25 protein-coding genes are annotated in these 22833 nt (G+C 54.6%); 5 read left to right on the top strand and 20 right to left on the bottom strand.

The genetic code is table 11. The features are described 5' to 3' along the window. Positions 1-33: 33 nt before the first annotated feature. The 4 genes from uspG to dcuC all read right to left on the bottom strand — a co-directional run bounded on the left by uspG (position 34) and on the right by dcuC (position 3506). Positions 34-462 (bottom strand): universal stress protein UspG, encoded by a 429-nt coding sequence (uspG, locus tag ABLV78_RS18475; RefSeq protein WP_015367746.1) that lies wholly within the window; start codon positions 460-462, stop codon positions 34-36. A gap of 188 nt (positions 463-650) precedes the next feature. Beyond that, entirely contained in the window at positions 651-1061 is a 411-nt protein-coding gene (gene rnk / locus ABLV78_RS18470) for a nucleoside diphosphate kinase regulator (protein WP_015367745.1), read from the bottom strand. Between the two features lie 180 nt (positions 1062-1241). Next, entirely contained in the window at positions 1242-2039 is a 798-nt protein-coding gene (gene rna / locus ABLV78_RS18465) for a ribonuclease I (RefSeq protein WP_047049309.1), read from the bottom strand. 93 nt (positions 2040-2132) lie between these two features. Then, positions 2133-3506 carry an anaerobic C4-dicarboxylate transporter DcuC gene (gene dcuC / locus ABLV78_RS18460; protein ID WP_045392945.1) on the bottom strand — a complete coding sequence of 458 codons (1374 nt, stop codon included), beginning with the start codon at positions 3504-3506 and terminating at the stop codon, positions 2133-2135. A gap of 291 nt (positions 3507-3797) precedes the next feature. Between dcuC and pagP the strand changes: the two genes are divergently transcribed. Together pagP and cspE are read left to right on the top strand one after the other, a co-directional pair. Continuing rightward, the gene (gene pagP / locus ABLV78_RS18455) at positions 3798-4373 is read left to right on the top strand and encodes a lipid IV(A) palmitoyltransferase PagP (protein WP_161799856.1); all 576 of its coding nucleotides are present in this window, start codon (positions 3798-3800) and stop codon (positions 4371-4373) included. A gap of 193 nt (positions 4374-4566) precedes the next feature. Next, complete coding sequence (gene cspE, locus ABLV78_RS18450; RefSeq protein ID WP_012542460.1) at positions 4567-4776, top strand: transcription antiterminator/RNA stability regulator CspE; 210 nt, start codon at positions 4567-4569, stop codon at positions 4774-4776. 57 nt (positions 4777-4833) lie between these two features. Here the strand turns inward: cspE and crcB are convergent, their stop codons facing one another. Further along, positions 4834-5217 carry a fluoride efflux transporter CrcB gene (crcB, locus tag ABLV78_RS18445; RefSeq protein WP_045381622.1) on the bottom strand — a complete coding sequence of 128 codons (384 nt, stop codon included), beginning with the start codon at positions 5215-5217 and terminating at the stop codon, positions 4834-4836. A gap of 89 nt (positions 5218-5306) precedes the next feature. Here crcB and ABLV78_RS18440 point away from each other — a divergent pair, with 89 nt between their 5' ends. Then, positions 5307-6095, top strand: coding sequence for a deaminated glutathione amidase (locus ABLV78_RS18440; RefSeq protein WP_047049305.1), 789 nt, complete (start codon positions 5307-5309; stop codon positions 6093-6095). A 138-nt stretch (positions 6096-6233) separates the two neighbouring features. Beyond that, positions 6234-6440, top strand: coding sequence for a twin-arginine translocase subunit TatE (gene tatE, locus ABLV78_RS18435; protein ID WP_045381457.1), 207 nt, complete (start codon positions 6234-6236; stop codon positions 6438-6440). Positions 6441-6658: 218 nt separating this feature from the next. Here the strand turns inward: tatE and lipA are convergent, their stop codons facing one another. From lipA to leuS, 15 genes are all read right to left on the bottom strand, one after another. Further along, the gene (gene lipA / locus ABLV78_RS18430; RefSeq protein WP_015367739.1) at positions 6659-7624 is read right to left on the bottom strand and encodes a lipoyl synthase; all 966 of its coding nucleotides are present in this window, start codon (positions 7622-7624) and stop codon (positions 6659-6661) included. A 181-nt stretch (positions 7625-7805) separates the two neighbouring features. After that, a complete protein-coding gene (locus ABLV78_RS18425; RefSeq protein WP_242436980.1) occupies positions 7806-8702 on the bottom strand; it encodes a YbeF family transcriptional regulator in 897 nt (298 codons plus the stop codon). Positions 8703-8884: 182 nt separating this feature from the next. Further along, the gene (gene lipB / locus ABLV78_RS18420; protein WP_047049299.1) at positions 8885-9526 is read right to left on the bottom strand and encodes a lipoyl(octanoyl) transferase LipB; all 642 of its coding nucleotides are present in this window, start codon (positions 9524-9526) and stop codon (positions 8885-8887) included. A gap of 99 nt (positions 9527-9625) precedes the next feature. Then, complete coding sequence (gene ybeD, locus ABLV78_RS18415) at positions 9626-9889, bottom strand: DUF493 family protein YbeD (protein WP_015367736.1); 264 nt, start codon at positions 9887-9889, stop codon at positions 9626-9628. A gap of 113 nt (positions 9890-10002) precedes the next feature. Next, the gene (gene dacA / locus ABLV78_RS18410; protein ID WP_015367735.1) at positions 10003-11202 is read right to left on the bottom strand and encodes a D-alanyl-D-alanine carboxypeptidase DacA; all 1200 of its coding nucleotides are present in this window, start codon (positions 11200-11202) and stop codon (positions 10003-10005) included. A 142-nt stretch (positions 11203-11344) separates the two neighbouring features. Continuing rightward, entirely contained in the window at positions 11345-12487 is a 1143-nt protein-coding gene (rlpA, locus tag ABLV78_RS18405; RefSeq protein ID WP_047049296.1) for an endolytic peptidoglycan transglycosylase RlpA, read from the bottom strand. Positions 12488-12497: 10 nt separating this feature from the next. Then, complete coding sequence (mrdB, locus tag ABLV78_RS18400; protein WP_008805635.1) at positions 12498-13610, bottom strand: peptidoglycan glycosyltransferase MrdB; 1113 nt, start codon at positions 13608-13610, stop codon at positions 12498-12500. Further along, the gene (gene mrdA / locus ABLV78_RS18395) at positions 13610-15511 is read right to left on the bottom strand and encodes a peptidoglycan DD-transpeptidase MrdA (protein WP_045381467.1); all 1902 of its coding nucleotides are present in this window, start codon (positions 15509-15511) and stop codon (positions 13610-13612) included. Before mrdA ends, mrdB begins: the two co-directional genes overlap by 1 nt. 27 nt (positions 15512-15538) lie before the next feature. Beyond that, on the bottom strand, positions 15539-16006 hold the full coding sequence (gene rlmH / locus ABLV78_RS18390; RefSeq protein ID WP_015367732.1) for a 23S rRNA (pseudouridine(1915)-N(3))-methyltransferase RlmH: 468 nt from the start codon (positions 16004-16006) through the stop codon (positions 15539-15541). A 3-nt stretch (positions 16007-16009) separates the two neighbouring features. After that, positions 16010-16327, bottom strand: a complete 318-nt coding sequence (gene rsfS / locus ABLV78_RS18385) for a ribosome silencing factor (protein ID WP_002894623.1) — start codon at positions 16325-16327, stop codon at positions 16010-16012. 243 nt (positions 16328-16570) lie between these two features. Beyond that, positions 16571-17179, bottom strand: a complete 609-nt coding sequence (locus tag ABLV78_RS18380; protein WP_047049293.1) for an adenosylcobalamin/alpha-ribazole phosphatase — start codon at positions 17177-17179, stop codon at positions 16571-16573. A gap of 51 nt (positions 17180-17230) precedes the next feature. Continuing rightward, entirely contained in the window at positions 17231-17881 is a 651-nt protein-coding gene (nadD, locus tag ABLV78_RS18375) for a nicotinate-nucleotide adenylyltransferase (RefSeq protein ID WP_047049289.1), read from the bottom strand. Further along, positions 17874-18905, bottom strand: coding sequence for a DNA polymerase III subunit delta (holA, locus tag ABLV78_RS18370; protein WP_047049285.1), 1032 nt, complete (start codon positions 18903-18905; stop codon positions 17874-17876). The genes nadD and holA overlap by 8 nt, the downstream gene beginning before the upstream one ends. Continuing rightward, complete coding sequence (gene lptE / locus ABLV78_RS18365) at positions 18905-19495, bottom strand: LPS assembly lipoprotein LptE (RefSeq protein WP_047049282.1); 591 nt, start codon at positions 19493-19495, stop codon at positions 18905-18907. The genes holA and lptE overlap by 1 nt, the downstream gene beginning before the upstream one ends. Positions 19496-19509: 14 nt before the next feature. After that, positions 19510-22092 (bottom strand): leucine--tRNA ligase, encoded by a 2583-nt coding sequence (gene leuS / locus ABLV78_RS18360; protein WP_015704739.1) that lies wholly within the window; start codon positions 22090-22092, stop codon positions 19510-19512. Positions 22093-22318: 226 nt separating this feature from the next. Here leuS and ABLV78_RS18355 point away from each other — a divergent pair, with 226 nt between their 5' ends. Further along, positions 22319-22801: a zinc ribbon-containing protein gene (locus tag ABLV78_RS18355; RefSeq protein WP_045393055.1), complete on the top strand. Its 483-nt coding sequence runs from the start codon at positions 22319-22321 to the stop codon at positions 22799-22801. The last annotated feature ends 32 nt before the right edge of the window (positions 22802-22833 follow it).

Below are 22833 nucleotides of genomic sequence, written 5' to 3'. Positions count from 1 at the left end.
TCGCCTCTTTTTTTTGCTTATTTCACCGTTCCGTTATCTCACGACCATTACCGGAATATGCGCATGACGGATGACGCTTGACGCGTTTGAACCCAGCAAATGGGTGCTGATCGACGGATTGCGTGAGCCAATCACCACTACGTCAGCTTTTATTTCATTGGCCAGTTCATTAACCATATCGCGGACGTTGCCGAAACGCACATGGCTCTTAATACGAGAGGGGTCGATGCTAAAATGGCCGACCATGGTCTGTAAGCGGGTCTCCGCTTCATGCTGCAGATGCTCTTCAAAGCGGCGCAGATCGGCAGTAAAACGGCTCATGGTGAAACTCGATGAACCGGGTAACACGTGAAGCAAATGAATAATGCCGTCCTGTTGGGCGAGAAACTCTGCATGGCGGACAGCCTTGTCGCTCAGCTCCATTTCAAAGACATCAACCGGCATAATGATAGTTTTATACATATGCATTTCTCCTTGTTTGTCTGTTTCTATATCAACATATTATACAAGGATAATGTGGCATTCAGGTCGCAAAACTGTATGCCCCGTCACGGGATGAGGTAAAAATTTGTCATAGCGGGAGGGAAACAGAAAGAGGATGGCGAGGCATCCTCTGAATAAAGCGTCAAACGCCTCAGGCAGCGGGAAACTTAGCGATGGAATTCGCCTGCGGCTTCCGGCTGGTACAACAATTCCAGTACTTCCAGGTGTGCCGATGCGCCACCGGGTAACTCCCAGTGAATGGAGGTGCCGACTTTCAGCCCAAGCAGCGCCGCGCCAACCGGCGCCAGAACGGAAAGCTGAGTGGCGCTATCGGTCGCCTGAGCCGGGAAGACCAGGGTCCGCACGCGCTCTTCACCGCTGGTTAAATCGCGGAAGCGGACTTTGCTGTTCATGCTCACGACATCGTGCGGCATCGCTTCCGGCGCCAACATTTGCGCGCGATCCAGTTCGTCGTTCAGGGCATCGGCGACCGGCGAATTCGCGTAAGCCGGTTGCTCAAGCAGTCTATCGATACGTTCAGCATCGAATTCATTAATAATGATTGCGGGTCTGGTCATTGCATACTCCATGTTATCCAGGAACCTTTTCCGTAAAAGAAAACCCTCGCCGAAAGGGGCAAGGGTTAATGTCCCTTCATCATACTGAGACTTGCCTGATGTTTGAAGTGATTAAGCGCACATTCAGCGCATCGTGAGCAAAAGCAGATGAAGTGGACGATAAGATGGCTGGTCCTGCTATCAAGAACCCACTTTATCCAGCACAAACTGCTTCCCACAGTTGCCCGGATGCGGCTGAGGCAGGAACGAATCTGCGCCCAACGGGGCATTGATAGCGCCAGCTTTAATGGAAATTTGCATTTCCGTTAAATAAGCCGGGTTGCCGTCGCAGGTTAATTTAAAGGCTTTGACGTTTTGCGCGCCATACGCTTTGGCGACGGCGGCATCAAAATCGCTACGGCTAACGGTTTGTCCGTAGTGCTTCGCCAGGAAATCACCGATTGCGCTTTGCTTCACTTCGCCATTCAGGCGCACCATCGTGCCGAAGTAGTTATCCGGATCGAAGCCGAAACAGACGCCATGCTTGGCATACTCATAGCGTTCCAGACAAGAGTTCCCGCCGGAACCCGGCATCACGCTGTTCAGCTTATTCGCCATTTCCAGCGACAGCCCGGTTTCCGCCGCCTGGCATTTACGCCCGGCTTTGACTTCCGGCATATTGGGGATAGGGCGCGTCGCGCAGCCATAGCGCATCCAGCGGCGCTCGTCGACGCCGCGCGAGGCGATCGACTTCGGCAGGCCCGGCCACAGGCCATGTACCGTCAGAAAATCGGCTTTATTACGTTCGTCCTGCTGTAGCCGACACTCCTCAGGCTCATTACGGTTACTATCCAGCATGCTTTGACAAAAACCGGTTTGCCAGGACAGTGCCAGCACGTAACGATCGAAATCACCGTATTTCGTCGCGGTAAGCGGTTCTGCGCCAACCTGCGTTGCGCCGAGTAAAAGGGCAATGGCGACGACATCCTTCCTGAACATTTTTATTCCTGATAGTGGGAGATGATTAATTGCTGGGATTTATTAAAGCATAAAAAAGGCGCCTGCTGGCGCCTTTTCAGTGTGGTTTGTGGTTTATTGAATCGCGGCGCCGGGGACCAGAATCTCGGTGGCGATGATCACCACCAACAGACCGACGATAACGGGAACCGAGGTGCGTTTAACGACTTCGAACGGAGAAATCTTCGCCATTCCCGCCACCGCGACCACCACGCCGGAAACCGGTGAAATAGTGCGGCCCAGATTCGACGCCTGCAGCATAGGGATCGACAGGTAGGCCGGGTTGATGCCGGAAGAGTGGGCAAGTTTCGGGATCATCTCAACGAAGGCGTAAAACGGCGCGTTGCCGGAACCGGTGGTCATCGCTGCCAGCATGGTCAGGATCACCAGCACCAGCATCAGAATGATACTGGCGGAACCGAACGAGGTGGCTATGGAGATAAGACCGTCGATAAAACCGATAGTGCTCAGCCCCTGGGCAAATACGCCCGCCGCGACCAATAGCATGACGACGCTGGCGAAGGCGTCAGCCATGCCGCGATAGGCGGCCTCCAGCCCGGCGAAGACCTTTTTTGTATCGAAACTGCGCAGAAATTCCAGTATCGAAGCCAGTACCATACAGAGCACCAGAATAGTGATGATGTGTAGCTCTGGCCCCCATTTGCCGTCAAAAATCAGCACCCCGATAATTGGCGTGAAAGGCAAAATGGCGTACAGCGCCGGGGCGGTGGTGGTTATCTCATTGACGTCGAGCATCTCGTGTGAGGCGTTCTCTTTTTTATCGAGATAGCGCTGCCAGAAGAAGTGAGCGATAGCCATACAGACGATAGCGGCAATCGAGATAGGTAAAGTGGTTTTGAAAGCGAAATCTATCAGCGGCATTTCGGCAGCTTTGGCCGCCAGCACGACGTCACCGGAGGTCGGAGACAGGATCAACGCGGCAGGGGAGGCGCAAATCGCCGCCGCGGCGCCGCGGCTAATGCCGACGTTGACCATTACCGGGAACAGCGTCGCCATCAGCAGCACGCCGAGGCCGGTCGCCGAGGAGACCGCCAGCGACATCAGACAGGCGAGGAAGTAGGCGGCAATCATCAACAGATAAGGCGAGTTAATATATCGCAGCGGTTTAGAGGCCAGTTTAACCACCATATCGTTAGCGCCGATATGGGTCATGTAGGTGGCGAAACCGCAGAGCATCATAATCATCATGCCGAGGTCGCCGCCGCGGCTCATGAGCAGTATTTTAATATACTCAAAGATATCGGTCGCGGTATAACCCGTGCTGGCGGCGCTAGCCGGGAGAACCTTATGCCCCATGATGGCGCTGGCAATAAGCAAGATTAAACCGCCGACAAACAGCACGCCTGTCGCAGAATAGCCTTTTATAATGTAGCGGGCGACGCCCACAATAACCACGACCCCGATAAGGATCTCAACAAGCGTAAGCATACTTTACCCCTAAGCCATTAACCCAAAGAATCTGCTGATATCTAAAGCACTACAAAAATTAAGTGAGGGAATGTGCCCAAAAAACGGGCAGAACTTGCTGACCCAAATCAATAAAATACTGAGAATTGACTAATCGGAACCCGTGGCGCGGCTAACATCACAAAAGTCGTCTACCAGAGTGAAGTTTTTGCCACGGCGCAATTCAGGATTTTACCTTATTCCGTTAACAGTCTATTAAGATTACATTTGTTACTTTACTTCGTTTTTAAAATTGAAATCGGTAATAGAGAAGTGTTGAAACTACGCCAATTTGCATTGTTTATTGTCGCGCTGTCCGGCCTGTTGCTGTCGTCCGGCTATGCTAACGCTTCGTTCTCGTCAACGATCCGTGATGGCTACAATACGCTGACGGACAATGTCGCACAAACCTGGAACGAGCCTGAGCACTACGATCTGTACGTTCCGGCGATCACCTGGCACGCCCGCTTTGCCTATGACAAAGAGAAAACCGACAAGTATAACGAACGTCCGTGGGGCGCGGGTTTTGGCATGTCGCGTTGGGACGATAAAGGTAACTGGCACGGCCTGTATCTGATGGCGTTTAAAGATTCCTTTAATAAGTGGGAGCCGATTGGCGGCTATGGCTGGGAGAAAACCTGGCGTCCGCTAGCCGATGACAACTTCCACCTTGGCCTTGGTTACACCCTTGGCGTAACGGCGCGCGACAACTGGAACTATATCCCGATCCCGGTGGTGCTGCCCCTGGCCTCGATTGGCTACGGTCCGGCGACGTTCCAGATGACCTACATCCCCGGTACTTATAACAACGGCAACGTTTATTTTGCCTGGGCGCGCATACAGTTTTAATCGTTATAACGTAGTGACAAAAGTGATAAGTTCTTTGTCTTGTTGAAAAACAATGACTAACGTAACTGTCGGCTATAAAGATAGAGACTTTTATCACTTTTTAAGAAAGTTACGCTGGACAAAAGGCATCACAATTGATGTACTGGTATCCGACACAGCATTAGTGTCGTTTTTTAATTTAAAGGTAATTTTGATGTCTAAGATTAAAGGTAACGTTAAGTGGTTTAATGAGTCCAAAGGATTCGGTTTCATTACTCCGGAAGATGGCAGCAAAGATGTATTCGTACACTTCTCTGCAATCCAGTCCAACGGTTTCAAAACTCTGGCTGAAGGTCAGCGCGTAGAGTTCGAAATCACTAACGGTGCCAAAGGCCCTTCTGCTGCAAACGTAATGGCTATCTAACCAACACGTCAGTAGAATATAAAAACCCGCTCATAGCGGGTTTTTTTTTGCCTGACGTTAACGGGCGGCTGACTGTGAAAACAGCCAGAATGCCGTCGCGGTCATGGCGAAAGAACCAAGCAGGTTGACGAGAACGTTTAGCAACGCCCAGCTGAAACGTCCCTGCTGGAGCAGAAACACGACCTCCGCGGAAAAGGTGGAGAAGGTCGTCAGGCCACCGCAGAAGCCGGTGGTAATAAGCAGTTTCCACATCGGATCAACATGCGTCAGGCGATTGAACCACGCCAACCCGGCGCCGATTATAAATGCGCCCAGCAGGTTAGCGACTAGCGTGCCAATGGGAATTGCATGATGCATTGGGTTAAATTTCATGCCCAGCCACCAGCGCAACACGCTGCCGGTTCCGCCGCCAACAAAAACGGCTAAAAGGAGTTGTAACACGGTCATTTCCTGCTATTTGGTTAGGTAGAGGGTCGAGTGTAGCGCGACAAAGGCGTTTTTGGCTATGGATTCGCAAGTGGGAGAAAGAGATGCGGGTAGCAGCAGGGCAATTCGCCGTCACGGCGCAGTGGCAAACTAATGCGCAGATCTGCGTTGAGCTGATGCGTCAGGCGGCAGACTGCGGCGCTTCGTTACTGGTCTTGCCTGAGGCGTTACTGGCGCGGGCCGATAACGATCCGGATATGTCGGTAAAATCAGCGCAGGCGCTGGACGGCGGTTTCATGCAGCAACTGCTGGCCGAAAGCCGGCGTAATGACTTAACCACGATATTAACGCTGCACGTGCCCTCTGCTGAAGGGCGCGCGAGCAATACGCTGGTGGCGATATGCCGAGGGGCAATTTGCGCACAATACCAGAAGCTCCATTTGTACGATGCGTTTAATATGCAGGAGTCACGGCTGGTGGATGCCGGTGAGCAAATCCCTCCTTTAATAGAGGTAAATGGGATGCGAATCGGCTTAATGACCTGCTACGATTTACGCTTTCCCGAATTAGCGCTATCGTTAGCGTTACAGGGGGCCGATGTCCTGGTGCTGCCGACCGCCTGGGTTCGCGGGCCTATGAAGGAACATCACTGGGCGACGCTGCTGGCGGCAAGGGCGCTGGATACTACCTGCTATATTATTGCGGCAGGCGAGTGCGGAACGCGTAATATCGGCCAGAGCCGGATTATCGATCCGCTCGGTACCACTATTGCTGGCGCCGCCGCTCAACCGCAGCTGATTTTTGCTGAGATATCCGCAGATTATATTCGTCAGGTGCGTGAGAGTTTGCCGGTGCTGCGTAATCGCAGATTTGCGCCACCGCAATTATTGTGACGTTTTTTTAAACAAGGCTTGATTCACCTTGTTACAGATTGCTATTGTGTCGGCGCGTCAAATAGCCGTTAATTGTATGCGTATATGTGTATGATGGCGTATTCGCAGCTTGAGCTTGTATAGAGAAGAAGGTTAGCTATGGGTGAGATTAGTATTACCAAACTGCTGGTAGTCGCAGCGCTGATTATTTTAGTGTTTGGTACCAAAAAATTACGCACGCTGGGTGGAGACCTGGGTTCGGCTATCAAAGGCTTCAAGAAAGCCATGAATGATGACGATGACAGTGCCAAAAAGACCAGCGCTGAGGAAGAAGCGCCGGCACAGAAACTCTCTCATAAAGAGTAATTAATCACGGGCTCCCGATGAACGGGGGCGCGTCGCGGCCGGGTGTGAAGCTCTGGCGGCAAAGAGGCGGCAGCGTATTCGTTGTCGCCTTTTTTATTGCCGGTACTCTGGCGATGAAAAGATGAAACGAAGTGTGACAACGGGAAGTTGGAAGTTGGAAGTTGGGGGGAACTGGAGAAATCAGGCCGCCGCGAACGACGGCCAGAGAAAGGCAGAGGTTATTTTACTTCCATACCTTTTGCCTGCAGATCGGCATGATAGGAAGAGCGGACGAACGGGCCGCAGGCGGCATGGGTAAAGCCCATCGCCATGGCTTCAGCTTTCATCTCTTCAAACTCTTCCGGGCTGACGTAGCGCTGTACCGGCAGGTGGTGGCGGCTCGGCTGCAGATACTGACCCAGCGTCAACATGGTAACGCCATGACGGCGCAGATCGCGCATCACTTCGATGATCTCTTCATTGGTTTCGCCAAGACCGACCATCAGACCCGATTTGGTCGGGATTTCCGGATGCGCTTCTTTAAAGCGCTCCAGTAGCTTCAGCGACCAGTTATAATCTGCGCCCGGACGTACCTGACGATACAGGCGCGGTACGTTTTCCAGGTTGTGGTTAAACACATCCGGCGGCGTCACTTTCAGGATATCCAGCGCGCGATCCATACGACCACGGAAATCCGGTACCAGCGTTTCAATTTTGATATTCGGGCTCTTCTCGCGGATAGCGCTGATGCAGTCGGCGAAATGCTGCGCGCCGCCGTCACGAAGATCGTCGCGGTCAACGGAAGTCACCACCACATAGCGCAGCCCCATATCGGCGATGGTTTGCGCCAGTTTTTGCGGCTCGTTGGCATCAGGCGTCACCGGACGACCGTGGGCCACATCGCAGAATGGGCAACGGCGAGTACAGATAGCGCCGAGGATCATAAAGGTCGCGGTGCCGTGGTTGAAGCACTCGGCAAGGTTCGGGCAAGAGGCTTCTTCGCACACGGAGTGCAGGCCATTCTTACGCATCGCTGCCTTGATCCCCTGAATACGGGACGAGTCAGCCGGAAGTTTGATTTTCATCCATTCCGGTTTTCTGAGCAGAGCTTCACGCTCAGTTGCCACGTTTTTCACCGGGATAAGGGCCATTTTATCGGCGTCGCGGTACTTAACACCGCGTTCCATCACAATGGGTTTACTCATAGCGTGCGTGTTCCAGTTGCGAGTCACGAAGGAAAGCGAATTAATTCAATCAAATGTTGTATTTATCAACTATTTTTGAACTAAGGACAGGCAGTATATCATTGATACGGGGTTGAAAGCAGCCTGGTTGCCCGGCAAATTGTAAAATAGTTGTTGTTTTATCCTTTTCCCTCGCGTGCGGTTAGCGGGAATAAGTTTGCAGAATAGTGTCGATAATCTCTTTCAGTAACGGCTCCTGGGCGCTTTGCCGGTTGTAATGTAGCGAGAAATCAATGCGCTGGTCTTGTAACGGCGGGAAAGGCATCGCCTGTAGAGGCCAGATCTTCGCCACCAGCGCGAACATACTCTCAGGCGTCAGCCCCAGCAAATCGCTATTATTCATCATCGCCGCCTGAGTCAACAGGTTATAGCTGCTAAAACCGCACCTCCGTTCCCCGATGAATTCATCAAGTTGCCGATGCAGGGCAGGGTAGCGCTGTCCTTCCGGCAGCAGCAGCGCAAACTCAAACTGCTGTAGATTTTCCCGCGTCAGCGGAAGAGGCAAAATTGGGTGATTTTCGCGGCAAAACATAACAACCGGCTCGGAAAACAGCACCTGATGCGCAATGGCCAGCCCGCTATGGTTATAGGTATCGATTAGCAAATCAACCTGCCGCTGGTTGAGCTGGCTGGCGGCATCGGTAATCGCAATATTGTGCAGCAATACTTGAGGAAACCGCGCTTTTAACGCGTTGGCGATGGTTGGCATCACCAATGCGCCGATGGTCGGCGCGGTAGCGATGGTGAGCACGCGCTGCTGCTGCGAGCTGCTGCCCAAATCCAGCGCATTGAGAAAGGCTTCCATCCCCTGGCTGATATATTGATGCAGGTGAGTCGCAAAAGCCGTCGGCGTCACCCCCTGTCCTTTTCGAATAAAGAGAGGGTCGGGGAACAGAGCCCGTAGTTTATTGATCGACTGGCTAATGGCCGAAGGCGTGATATTGAGCACCTTCGCCGCATTGACGATGCCTTTATGCACGTACACGGCTTCGAAGATAGTTAACAGATTAAGATCGATATTACGCAGAATACGAAAGATCTGCCGATCTTCTGGCTGTTCGTTGTTTTCCAATGGGGGATGATTGTCGGCCACTCGCGGATCCGGTCGTTGGGTCATAGGCTTATTATAGCGGGCGATGATGTGGCGTTGCGTGACAATTGATTGCAAATATGAAGTATTAATAAGGAGTTGCGCTCTGAAGGTTCAGAGCGCGGTGCGCATCAAGCGGCGACATATTCATGCGGTGGGTTGTTCAGCAGCGCCAGCAGGTTGGCGACCAGCCGCGGCGCGACGTTTTCTGTAGCGGCCTGCGGCTGCCACTGGCGCATTTGCGTCATCTCCATGCCGGCATAGCCACACGGATTAATACGCAGGAACGGCGTCAAATCCATTGCCACATTCAGCGCCAGCCCGTGGAAAGAACAACCTTTACGAATACGCAGTCCCAGCGAGCAGATTTTCTGTTCACCAACGTAAACTCCCGGCGCATCGGCGCGAGGATGAGATTCAATCTGATACTCCGCCAGCGTATTGACCACGGTCTGCTCCAGCAGCGTCACTAATTCGCGCACGCCGAGTTTACGCCGTTTAAGATTCAGCAAGACATACATCACCTGTTGGCCTGGCCCGTGATAGGTCACCTGGCCGCCGCGGTCGCTCTGAATGACCGGGATATCACCGGGTACCAGTACGTGTTCGGCTTTGCCGGCCTGACCCTGAGTAAACACCGGGTGATGTTCTACCAGCCAGATTTCATCCAGCGTCGTGTCGTCACGACTGTCGGTAAATTCATGCATTGCCTGCGAGATGGGTTCGTAAGGTTGCAGGCCGAGTTGTCGAATAAGAATGGTATTGTGCTGCAAAACAACGTCTCCGCCGAGAGGGATGACTTAAGTGGGGAGAGTATATCACAGCGAAAGAAGGAGAATTACCCGGCGCTTGAGGCCGGGTAAGGCGAGGGATTACAGCACCATCCGCACGATTTCGATATTGCCCAACTCTTCGTACAGGGCTTCGACCTGTTCGATGTGGGTGGCGTTGATGGTGATGGAGACCGAGTGGTAGTTACCTTTGCTGCTCGGTTTTACTGACGGAGAGTAATCACCAGGCGCATGGCGCTGTACCACTTCCACCACCTGATCAACCAGCTCAGGCAACGCCTGCCCCATTACTTTGTAAGTAAATGGCGTAGGGAATTCAAGCAGTTCGTTAAGTTTGGTTTTCATGTCAGCTCCGGTGTGACGACTAAAATAATAACTCCCACGTGATGTGGGAGTTATCAGGTTTCTTTGATGAATAGTATATGGGGATAGAAATCACACTTTCAAGTGTTCAATTTTTAACCAAACCAGTGATGGAACATTAACTTAATGTAATCAATGATTTTGCCGAAGAAATTCCCTTCCGGAATTTCCTGCAGCACCACTAACGGACGCTGATCGATAGTTTTGCCATCCAGCTGGAAGTTAATGGTACCGACCACCTGGTTTTTCTGCAGCGGCGCGTGCAGTTCGGTGTTGTTCAGTACATAGCTGGCTTTCAGGTCTTTCATGCGCCCGCGCGGGATAGTCAGATAGACGTCTTTATCTACGCCCAGAGAAGCGCGATCGCTATCGCCGAACCAGGCCGGTTCAGAGGCGAACTCTTTACCTGCTTTAATGGGGTTCACGGTTTCGAAGAAGCGGAAGCCCCAGGTCAGCAGTTTCTTGCTTTCGGACTCACGACCTTTGTAAGTACGCCCGCCCATCACCGCGGAGATCAGGCGCATCTGGCCTTCGGTAGCAGAGGCAACCAGGTTGTAGCCGGCTTTGTCGGTATGCCCGGTTTTAATGCCATCGACGTTGAGGCTGTTATCCCACAGCAGGCCGTTACGGTTCAGCTGGCGAATACCGTTGAAGGTGAACTCTTTTTCGCGGTAGATGGAATACTCATTCGGTACGTCGCGGATCAGCGCCTGGCCGATCAGCGCCATGTCACGCGCGGAACTGTACTGGCCGTCGGCGTCCAGGCCGTGAACGGTCTGGAAATGGGTATTTTTCAGGCCCAACGCGTTCACGTAGTTGTTCATCAGGCTGACAAATGCGTCCTGGCTGCCGGCGACGTAGTCGGCCATCGCCACGCAGGCATCGTTACCGGATTGCAGGTTGATGCCGCGGATCAGCTGCGAAACCGGCACCTGCATGCCCGGCTTCAGGAACATCAGGGAAGAACCTTTAAACACCGGGTTACCGGTTGCCCACGCGTCGTTACCCACGGTGACCAGATCGGATTCTTTGAATTTGCCCGCCTTCATGGCCTGGCCTATGACATAGCTGGTCATCATTTTGGTCAGGCTCGCCGGATCGCGGCGGGCGTCGGCGTTGTTTTCCGCCAGCACTTTACCTGAGTTGTAATCGATAAGAACCCAGGATTCAGCATCGATCTGCGGAGCGCCTGGGATCATGGTTTTCATATTCAGGTCATCGGCGCGGGCAGCGGTAGACAGTGCCGCAACGGAGAGGGCCGTAACGAGTAAACGAGCGGTGAAAGAGGTCTTCATGGTTAGAACAACGGCATCCGTGATGAAATTAAAAAAAGTGCCTTACTATAACAAATGCGTTTCGCAGCGGCATCCGACATTGCATATGACTTTGTTAACGACTTTTACATATGCTGTGGCGGGAGATACCGCGGCGTCACGTTTAGTTGGCGCGAGTAATAAATGATTGTAGCTGCGCTTCGTTTTGCAGACGCTGTTGTACCGTCGTCGCTTGCGACTTACTGGCAAATGGACCCAGTTGAATCCGCCATACGGCGCCGTTTTGCATCACACGGCCGGGAACGGCGAACTGTTGGCTCAGGCGCTGCTGATATTGCTGGGCGCGAGCCTGGTCGCTAACGGCGCCGACCTGCACGACGAACTCGCCGCTGGTGCCGGCGTTTGGCGCGGCCACAGCGGCGGTTGCTGCTGTTGCGGTCGCGGCAGGCGCGACGCTACCTTGAATCGAGCCAGGCGCGGTAACCGGCGCGCTGGGCGTTGCAGGTGTTGCGGCGACGGCGGCAGGCGCAGCAGTAGCGGGTTCGCTACCTTCCAGTACGCCATTATTAAGCGGCGTCGGCGCGCCGAGGAATCCACTACCGTTAACCGGCGCGCCCACGTTATCTTCAGGCTTAAGCGTTGAGTTGCTAATGGCATGAACGTTTGATTGGTCGGCCGGTGAGATGGCCGCGGAACCATCGCCATCAAGGTTTGGACGCGAAGGCAAGGCATAGGTCTGTTTGGCGACGGTGGTGCACGCCATACCAGGGCCGGATAACGCGCCGTCCTGAGAGACAATAATCGGATCGATACGAACTTTAGTATTGTTAGAAGTGTTCAGGCGGTCGGCTGAGGCGCGGGACAGGGAAATGACCCGGTCATTGCCGTACGGGCCACGATCGTTAATGCGCACTACGATCATCCGGCCATTGGCCAGGTTAGTGATACGCGCATAGCTTGGGATAGGCAACGTAGGATGCGCGGCGGTAAGCTGTGTCGGATCGAACGCTTCGCCAGAGGCGGTCAGGTTGCTGTTCGGTTCGGCATCATAAATTGCCGCCAGACCGGTCTGGGTGAAGTTAGCCGGATCCTGGACGATTTTATAGCTTTTGCCGTCGCGCTCATAATCCTGATTGGCCGTGGCATTCAGCGTTTCGAAATGCGGATCGGCGCCGCTGATTTCTACCGTCGGACCATTACAGACAGCCGGCTGCGGGACGCTAACCGTCTTCTGCTGAACGTCTTCACCTGAACATGCCGCCAGCAGCCCTGCTGCTATGCAGATCCCCAGCCATTGCTTACGCATTGCGAACCCCTTAAACGCTTTTCGACAACATTTTTCTGTGGGTATGGATCGACATAACGATACCAAACCCGGCCATCAATACGATTAGGGCTGAGCCCCCGTAGCTGACCAGCGGCAAAGGTACCCCCACCACCGGCAAAATACCACTTACCATACCAATATTTACGAAGACATAAACGAATAAAATCAACATTAAACCGCCTGCCATGACGCGGCCAAAGGTGGTTTGCGCCTGGGCGGCGATCCATAGTCCGCGCATGATAAGCAAAATGTACAATGCCAGCAGGATCAACACCCCGATGAGCCCCAGCTCTTCCGCCAGTACGGCGAAGATAAAGTCGGTATGGCGCTCCGGCAGGAATTCGAGCTGCGACTGAGTACCATGCAACCAGCCTTTACCGCGTAATCCGCCGGAACCAATAGCGATTTTGGACTGAATAATATGATAGCCCGCGCCCAGCGGATCGGTCTCCGGATCGAGCAGCATCATTACGCGCTGACGCTGGTAGTCGTGCATCAGGAAGAACCATAAAATCGGAATAAAGGCGGCGACAAGTACCACCGCGATGCCGATTAAGCGCCAGCTCAGGCCGGAGAGGAACAGAACAAACAGGCCGGAGAGGGCGATCAAAATAGAAGTGCCGAGGTCTGGCTGCGCCGCAACCAGCAGGGTCGGCAGGAAGATCAGGACCAGCGCGATGGCGGTATTCTTCAGTGAAGGCGGACAGACATCGCGGTTTATGAACCGCGCCACCATCAGCGGCACCGCTATTTTAGCAATCTCCGAGGGCTGAAAACGCACAATACCGAGATCGAGCCAGCGCTGTGCGCCTTTGGAGATAGCGCCGAAGGCGTCTACGGCAACCAGCAAAATAATACAGAAAATATACAGGTAGGGCGCCCAGCCCTCATATACCCGCGGCGGGATCTGCGCCATCACGATCATAATCACCACGCCCATGGCGATTTGGCCGATTTTGCGCTCCATCATGCCTACGTCCTGGCCGCTGGCGCTCCAGATAACCAGCGCGCTGTAGGTGAGCAGCGCCAGCAGAATGAGCAGCATCGTTGGGTCAAGATGGATTTTATCCCATAGCGATTTTTTGTTCGGATTATCGGTCATTATTGATCCTCCCCCGCCGTCACCGCCGGGTTCTCACTCGGCAGATTGGTGTTGTTATCACCCAGCATGATGTGATCGAGGATCTGGCGCATAATGGTACCGACCGCCGGGCCGGCGCCGCCATTCTCCAGGATCATCGCCACCGCGACCTGGGGGTTGTTGTAAGGCGCAAACGCCGTCATGAGCTTGTGGTCACGCAGACGCTCGGAAATTCGGTGCGCGTTATAGGTTTCGTTGGCTTTCAGGCCGAATACCTGCGCGGTACCGGACTTCGCCGCAATCTTATACGGCGCGCTGGCAAAGTATTTGTGCGCGGTACCGTTGCCGCGGTTGGCAACGCCATACATCCCGTCTTTAGCGATTTCCCAATAGCCGGAATGAATATCGCCGACCGGCGGTTCATGCGGCTGAACCCACGGTACCTGTTTACCGTCTTCAAGCGTGCTTTGCAGCAGGTGAGGGACTTTAACCACACCATCATTTATCAGGATCATCAGCGCTTTGTTCATCTGAATCGGCGTAGCGGTCCAGTAGCCCTGGCCGATACCGACCGGGATGGTGTCGCCCTGGTACCAGGGTTTCTTAAAGCGCTTGAGCTTCCATTCGCGAGTGGGCATGTTACCGGAGCGCTCTTCCGCCAGGTCGACGCCGGTGTAGTCGCCGTAGCCGAATTTACTCATCCATTCGGAAAGGCGGTCGATGCCCATATCATAGGCGACCTGATAGAAATAGGTATCCGCGGACTCTTCCAGCGCTTTAGTGACGTTCAGGTGACCGTGGCCCCATTTTTTCCAGTCGCGATAGCGTTTTTCCGATCCAGGCAGCTGCCACCAGCCGGGGTCGAACAGACTGGTATTGCGGGTAATGACGCCGGCGCTCAAGGCCGAGACGGCGACGTAGGGTTTTACCGTCGAGGCGGGTGGATAGACCCCCTGCGTGGCGCGGTTAACCAGCGGGGTATTCGGATCGTTGAGGAGTCCGGAATAATCTTTGCTGGAGATACCATCGACAAACAGGTTGGGATCGTAGCTCGGGGTTGAAACCAGCGCCAGAATCGCGCCGCTGCGCGGGTCGGTGACCACTACCGCCGCGCGGCTGCCCGCCAGCAGCGTTTCGATATACTGCTGCAGCTTCAAATCAAGGGTTAAGTAGATATCGCGTCCGGCCTGCGGAGGCACTTCTTTTAACTGGCGAATAACGCGGCCGCGGTTGTTGACTTCAACCTCTTCATAACCGGTTTGCCCGTGCAGCACGTCTTCATAATAGCGCTCGATTCCCAGCTTACCGATGTCGTGGGTCGACGCGTAGTTAGCCAGCTTGCCCTCTTTATCCAGGCGATCGACGTCTTTATCGTTAATTTTAGAGACGTAGCCGATAACGTGGGTCAGGGCGGAGTTATAGGGATAGTAGCGGCGCTTGTAGCCTTTGACTTCGACGCCGGGGAAGCGGTACTGGTTTACGGCGAAGCGCGCCACCTGGACTTCATTAAGATTGACCTTCACCGGAATCGAGGTGAAGCGGTGAGAGCGCGCGCGCTCTTTTTTAAAGCCGGCGATGTCGTCGTCGGTCAGGTCGACGACGTCGCGCAGCGCATCCAGCGTCTGCTGCACGTTATCGACTTTTTCCGGCATCATCTCTAATTGATAGATGGTGCGGTTCAGCGCCAGCGGTGTGCCGTTGCGATCGTAGATAATGCCGCGGCTGGGCGGAATGGGGACCAGCTTAATACGGTTTTCATTGGAACGCGTTTGATAGTCGTTGAAACGGACAATCTGTACGTTGTAGAGGTTGGCAATCAGCACGCCGGTAAGCAACAAAATGCCCGTAAAAGCGACCAGCGCCCGGCGTACAAACAGCGAGGATTCAGCCGTATAGTCGCGGAAAGAATTCTGTAATTTCATTCGCTGCTTAGTCTACCCAGGTCATCATTACTCACGGTGGTAAGGGTGGTTAGTCGTAATGCTCCACGCACGATACAGGCTCTCAGCCACCAGCACGCGAACTAACGGGTGAGGCAACGTGAGCGTGGAAAGGGACCAACTCTGTTCCGCTGCCGCTTTGCAGGCCGGAGAGAGACCTTCCGGGCCGCCAATGAGTAAACTGACGTCCCGGCCATCCTGCTTCCAGCGTTCCAGTTCTCGCGCCAGCTGCGGCGTATCCCAGGGCTTACCGGGAATATCCAGGGTCACGATACGGTTCTTGCCTGCGGCCGCCAGCATCATTTCGCCCTCTTTTTCGAGGATGCGTTTGATATCGGCATTTTTTCCGCGCTTACCGGCAGGGATCTCTACCAGTTCGAACGGCATATCTTTTGGAAAACGGCGCAGATATTCGCTAAAGCCGGTCTGAACCCAGTCCGGCATTTTGGTGCCAACGGCCACCAATTGTAGCTTCACGCATTAACTCCAGAGTTTTTCCAGCTCGTACAAACGACGGCTCTCTTCCTGCATGACGTGAACCATTACGTCGCCCAGATCGACCACGATCCAGTCGGCGGCGGCTTCACCTTCAACGCCCAGCGGCAGCATTCCGGCGGCGCGGGATTCCTGCACCACATGGTCGGCGATGGACATCACGTGGCGCGTAGACGTGCCGGTGCAAATAATCATGCAATCGGTGATGCTGGATTTGCCATGTACATCAATGGCGACGATGTCCTGACCTTTCAGGTCATCAATTTTGTCGATAACAAAATCCTGGAGTGCTTTACCCTGCAAGTGTTCCCCCTGGGTGCGTGAAGAGTGATAACAATAACGAGCCTGACAGTATACCCGAAGTCATGGCAATGTCGGGAGAAAAGTCAGCTTTCAGCCCTTGAAAGCGGGCTATCATCCCATCCCTTGCCGACGAATGCATCGCCATTTTTGTAAAACAATTTCTGCAAGATGCGTATAGCGGGTGTAGCCTGGCTGCGGAGAATAGCAGCCTGCTCGGGGCTGTCAATGGGCGGTCATGAATTCTTATTCCGCGCGCCACTGCGCCTGGCTATTTAATACCCGCAGGGTTGTAAAATCGTCGCGTCGTTCGATAAGGCTCCAGCAGCCGTGGGCGAGGGGAAAATGCCACATTGCTGAGGCAGGCATCTGCAATAAGAGTGCGATTAACAGGCTTAAAGCGCCCTGGTGGCCGACGATCAGCAGGTTATCCCGCGGCTGATATTGCCCGAGGGTGGCGACAAAAGCCGCGATACGCTGCGCGAAGGCCTGGAAGCTTTCGCCGTTGGTCGGTGCGGCGTGTTGCCAGTCTTTGCACCATGCGGCGTAGTTCTGCGGATCTTCTTTTTGCAGATCGCGATGGTGGCGCATTTCCCAATCGCCAAAAAACATCTCATTCAACGAAGGAATCACTTGCCGTGGGATTAGCCGACCAGCGAGCACCAGGTCGGCGGTATGCTGGGTTCTCTCCAGCTCGCTGCACAATACCAGCTCGAAAGGTACCTCCCGCAGACAGTCACCCAGCGAGCACGCCTGCTGGATACCGCGTTCGGTGAGCGGGGTGGGAGCGTGACCGCTATACAGCCCGTCGACGTTAGCCTGCGTTTCGCCGTGGCGAACCAGCCATAATTTCATGATGCACTCCGTGGAAATCGCGTAGCGTAACGATATCCCCGCAGCGGGTTCTCAGCAATAGAGCTTCTGCTGGTGAATGTAGTCCAGCACGGCCTCGGGCAGCATATCGGCGCAGGAGACCCCCTGCTGCAGACGCTGACGAATCAGCGTGGCGGAAATATCGAACCACGGCGTTTCCGCAAGATAGATAGCTCCGGCGGGGCGGTTATGTAACAGCTCGATATCGTGGGTGAGATGTTTATCAAGCCATTGCTGATCTTCTTCGCGCTTCATCGCCAGTGGATATCCCGGACGACGGCAGACGATCAGATGGGCGTTATCGAGGATCGTGGCGTAGTTATGCCAGGTGGGGAAGGTCAACAGCGAATCCTGACCAATAATAAACGCCAGCGGCCGGTCGGGACCCTGTTCCTGTCGCCACTCCTGCAACGTTTGCGCCGTCCAGGAGAGGGTATCGCGCCGCAGCTCGCGCTCATCGAGGACAAACAGCGGTTTATCCGCTATCGCCAGCTCGAGCATATGTACGCGCTGGGCGCTGGTGGCCTCAGGCTGCGGACGATGCGGCGGGACGTTATTGGGGACGATGATCACCCGGTTAAGACCGATCTGGTTCGCCAGAATTTCTACCGGCTTCAGGTGGCCATAATGCACCGGATCGAAGGTGCCGCCGTACATCGCCTGCAACTGAGTCATATCAACCATCAATGAAAACGTCCGCCAGCGCTTTATGGCAGAGCAGTAACGAAAGACTTTCCAGCTCGGGCCATATTGACTGGCCATAATCTTGTTTGAAGGTGAGCTCGGCGCGGGTTAATAACGTGACGGCCTGGCGCAGTTGCTCGGCGCTGAGGCGCGTGAGCGCGTCACCCACCAGTTGACGGCGGTTCTGCCAGACCCGGTGTTTATCAAACAGCGTACGCAGCGGCGTATGCGCCGACTGGCGCTTCAGGTTCACCAGCAGCAGCAGTTCGCGCTGCAGCGTGCGCAGCAAAATGGCGGGTTCGCAGCCTTCAAGGCGCAGTTGCTGCAGGACGTGCAGTACGCGCTTGCTCTTGCCGGCCAGCAGGGCATCGACCCAGTGATATGGCGTGAAGTGGGCGGCATCATTCACCGCCTGTTCAACGCGAGGCAACGTCAGCTTGCCGTCAGGCCACAGCAGCGAGAGCCGCTCCAGCGCCTGCGCTAACGCCAGCAGATTACCTTCATAGCAGTAGCACAGCAGTTGGCTGGCGGCTTCATCTAATTGCAGCTTGTTCTGCTTAGCGCGGGCGGCCAGCCAGCGCGGTAGCTGCGCGTATTCCGGCGTCTGACAGCTGACCTGTACGGCGCGGCTGGCAAGCGCGGTCACCCATGCTGCGTTTTCCTGGGCTTTGGTAAGCTTATTGCCGCGGACAATCAGCAGCAGATCTTCATGCAGCATACCGACCAGCGTGGCTAGCTGTTCGTTAATCGCCGCATTCGGACCGTTTTCCGGCAGAATAAGCAGAAGCGTCTGGCGGCTGGAAAAGAGGCTCAGCGCCTGACTTAAGGAGAAAAGGGCGGGCCAGTCGGTGCTGGCATCGATGGTCGCGGTGTGATGTTCGGTAAAGCCCTGGGCGGCCGCGGCTTCGCGGATGGCATCCTGGCTTTCCTGTAACAACAGCGGATCGTTACCAAGCAATAAATACGCCGCGCGCAGCCCTTCAGTGAGCTGCGCGCGGAGTTGTTCCGGGTACAACCGAATCATCAGTTACCCAGCGTAGTGGAAACGCGGTTGCCGGAGGTAGAGGCGGCCGGGGTTCCAGACACCGGTTGCTCAGCCTCTTTGGTGGCTTCGACATCCGCAACATGCACGCTCGGCAATTTGCGGATCAGCTGCTCCGCGGCCTTGTCGTACATCTCACGAATAATCATGTCCTGCTCGGCATCTTTCGCCAGCGCCGCCTGCGGGTTATCGAAGAATGAACGATAAACCTTGGTATTGATTGGGTAAATGTCATGACCCGGGATCAATACGGTGGCGTTAACGGTCAGCACCATCTGGTATTCAGCAGTACGACCATCCTGGAAAATGGATGCCGTATCTTTCTGAATGGATGAGTTACCCAGACGCAGGGACGGAACGTCCTTACGCAGCGTATCGGCATCGATCAGCTCAACGCCATTCAAACGCAGCTGATTACGTACCGCACGGCTTAACGGACCGTTCGGATCGCTTGACTGGAAAATCATAGTTTTCATTGTGGTTGGAACCTGCGTATTGCTACGCAGATGCCAGCCGCAACCGGCGGTGATTAACACCGCCAGAGATAACAGCATTGTTGCCAGATATCGCACGCTTCCTCCCGCGCTTAGCCAACGACCAGATTGAGCAGTTTGCCCGGAACGTAAATCACTTTACGTACGGTCACGCCTTCAAGGTATTTTGCGACCAGATGTTCCTGGCCTGCACGTTCACGAACCTGCTCCTCGGTTGCATCTACCGCAACGGTAATTTTACCACGAACTTTACCGTTTACCTGGACGACGACCAGAGTCGTGTTTTCAACCATTGCACTTTCGTCCGCTACCGGCCACGGCGCGTTGTCGATATCGCCTTCGCCGCCCAGTTCTTGCCACAGGGTGAAGCAGGCATGCGGGGTGAACGGGTTGAGCATACGTACGACTGCCAGCAGAGCCTCACGCATCAGCGCGCGATCCTGCTCGCCTTCCTGCGGCGCTTTCGCCAGTTTGTTCATCAGCTCCATCACCGCGGCAATGGCGGTATTGAAGGTCTGACGACGGCCGATATCATCGGTCACTTTGGCAATCGTTTTATGCACGTCGCGACGCAGCGCTTGCTGATCTTCGCTGAGGCTTGCCACATCCAGAGCGACAGCCGGGCCCTGAGAGGTATGCTCGTAAACCAGTTTCCAGACGCGTTTCAGGAAGCGGTTCGCGCCTTCTACGCCGGATTCCTGCCACTCCAGGGTCATTTCCGCCGGAGACGCGAACATCATGAACAGACGTACGGTATCCGCGCCGTAGCGTTCAACCATCACCTGCGGGTCGATACCGTTGTTCTTCGACTTGGACATTTTGCTCATGCCGGTGTACACCAGCTCGCGGCCCTGCGGATCGAAGGCTTTAACGATGCGGCCTTTTTCATCACGCTCAACGGTAGCGTCAATCGGTGATACCCAGTTACGCTCGCCGTTTTCGCCGACGTAGTAGAACGCATCGGCCAGTACCATGCCCTGGCACAGCAGCTGTTTGGCTGGCTCATCGGAGTTCACCATACCGGCATCGCGCATCAGCTTGTGGAAGAAGCGGAAATAGAGCAGGTGCATAATGGCGTGTTCGATACCGCCGATATAGATATCCACCGGCAGCCAGTAGTTCGCGGCATTCGGGTCCAGCATGCCTTTATCGTACTGCGGGCAGGTATAGCGCGCGTAGTACCAGGAAGACTCCATAAAGGTGTCAAAGGTGTCGGTTTCACGCAGCGCCGGCATGCCGTTAACGGTGGTTTTCGCCCACTCCGGGTCGGCTTTGATCGGACTGGTGATGCCGTCCATGACCACGTCTTCCGGCAGAATAACCGGCAGCTGATCTTCCGGCGTCGGCATCACGGTACCGTCTTCCAGGGTCACCATCGGAATTGGCGCGCCCCAGTAACGCTGGCGGGAAACCCCCCAGTCGCGCAGGCGGTAGTTAACTTTGCGCTCGCCAACGCCCATCGCGGCCAATTTATCGGCGATGGCGTTGAAGCCCGCTTCGTAATCCAGGCCGCTAAATTCGCCGGAATTAAACAGCACGCCTTTTTCAGTCAGCGCCTGCTCGGAGAGATCCGGCTCGGAACCGTCGGCGGCGAGGATAACCGGCTTGATGTTCAGGCCGTATTTGCTGGCAAACTCGTAGTCGCGTTGGTCGTGACCCGGGACGGCCATCACCGCGCCGGTACCGTATTCCATCAGCACGAAGTTCGCCGCCCATACCGGAATCGCTTCGCCGGTCAGCGGGTGAATAGCTTTAAAGCCGGTGTCGACGCCTTTTTTCTCCATTGTCGCCATGTCGGCTTCGGCAACTTTGGTGTTACGGCATTCGTCAATAAAGGCGGCCAGCGCCGGATTGTTAGCCGCAGCCTGCTGGGCCAACGGGTGACCGGCAGCGACCGCCAGGTAGGTGCAGCCCATAAAGGTATCCGGGCGGGTGGTGTAGACGGTCAGCTTATCGGCGTAGTCGTTGACGTCAAAGGAGATTTCCACCCCTTCAGAGCGGCCGATCCAGTTGCGCTGCATGGTCTTAACGGTGTCTGGCCAGTGGTCCAGATTGTCCAGATCGTTGAGCAGTTCATCGGCGTAGGCGGTGATTTTAATAAACCACTGCGGGATTTCTTTACGCTCAACCTTGGTGTCGCAGCGCCAGCAGCAGCCGTCGATAACCTGTTCGTTAGCCAGCACGGTCTGGTCATTCGGACACCAGTTGACCGCGGAGGTTTTCTTGTACACCAGGCCTTTTTTATACAGCTCGGTGAAGAATTTTTGCTCCCAGCGGTAGTATTCCGGGGTGCAGGTCGCAATTTCACGGCTCCAGTCATAGCCGAAGCCCAGCTTTTTCAGCTGGTTTTTCATGTATGCGATGTTGTCGTAGGTCCACGGCGCCGGGGCGGTATTGTTTTTCACCGCCGCGCCTTCCGCAGGCAGACCAAACGCATCCCAACCGATCGGCTGCAGGACGTTTTTGCCCAGCATGCGCTGATAGCGCGCGATGACGTCGCCGATGGTGTAGTTACGCACGTGACCCATGTGTAGTCGACCAGAAGGATAAGGAAGCATCGACAGGCAGTAATACTTCTCTTTGCTCTCGTCTTCAGTTACTTCAAATGTACGATTTTCGTCCCAGTGAAGCTGGACTTTCGATTCTATCTCTTCCGGGCGGTATTGCTCTTGCATGGCAGCCAGTGGTCCTGTTTTCAATACAGCTACAAAATGTAGCCAATGGATGTGTTATTTCAGATCGGCATAGCATAGCCCAAACGTCCACGTCAAAACAGCCTTTCGCACATTAACATCGGCAAAAGCGAAGCAGAATTTTTCACGACTCTGTGGCGCGGCTGGCAAAGCAAACCGCAGATAACGTCTATTATTAGAAGCAGTTAATCACACCGGAGGCGAAATGATGAACAAGGTTGCTCAATATTACCGGGAACTGGTCTCCTCGCTCAGTGAACGGCTGCGCAATGGAGAGCGTGACATTGACGCGCTGGTGAAGCAGGCGAGGGAGAAAATCACCCAGGCAGGCGATCTGACGCAGAGCGAGGTCGAGTCGCTGATCGCGGCGGTAAAGCGCGATTTAGAAGAATTTGCCCGCAGCTACGAAGAGAGCCATGAAGACGATAGCGACAGCGTCTTCATGCGGGTCATCAAAGAGAGCCTGTGGCAGGAACTTGCGGATATTACGGATAAAACGCAGCTTGAATGGCGCGAAGTATTCCAGGACTTGAACCACCACGGGGTTTATCACAGTGGAGAGGTGGTGGGGCTGGGTAATCTGGTATGCGAAAAGTGTCATTACCATCTGGCGGTGTACACACCGGATGTGCTGCCGCGCTGCCCAAAATGTGGGCATGACCAGTTCCAGCGTCGACCCTTTGAACCGTAATCGGTAAAGCAGCGATGCGCATTGTGCTGCGC

This window comes from Klebsiella sp. CN_Kp075 (assembly GCF_040065055.2).
Classification (GTDB): Bacteria; Pseudomonadota; Gammaproteobacteria; order Enterobacterales; family Enterobacteriaceae; genus Klebsiella; species Klebsiella aerogenes.
The sequence above is the reverse complement of the archived record's forward strand: the minus strand, read 5'-3'. Positions and strand labels throughout refer to the sequence as shown.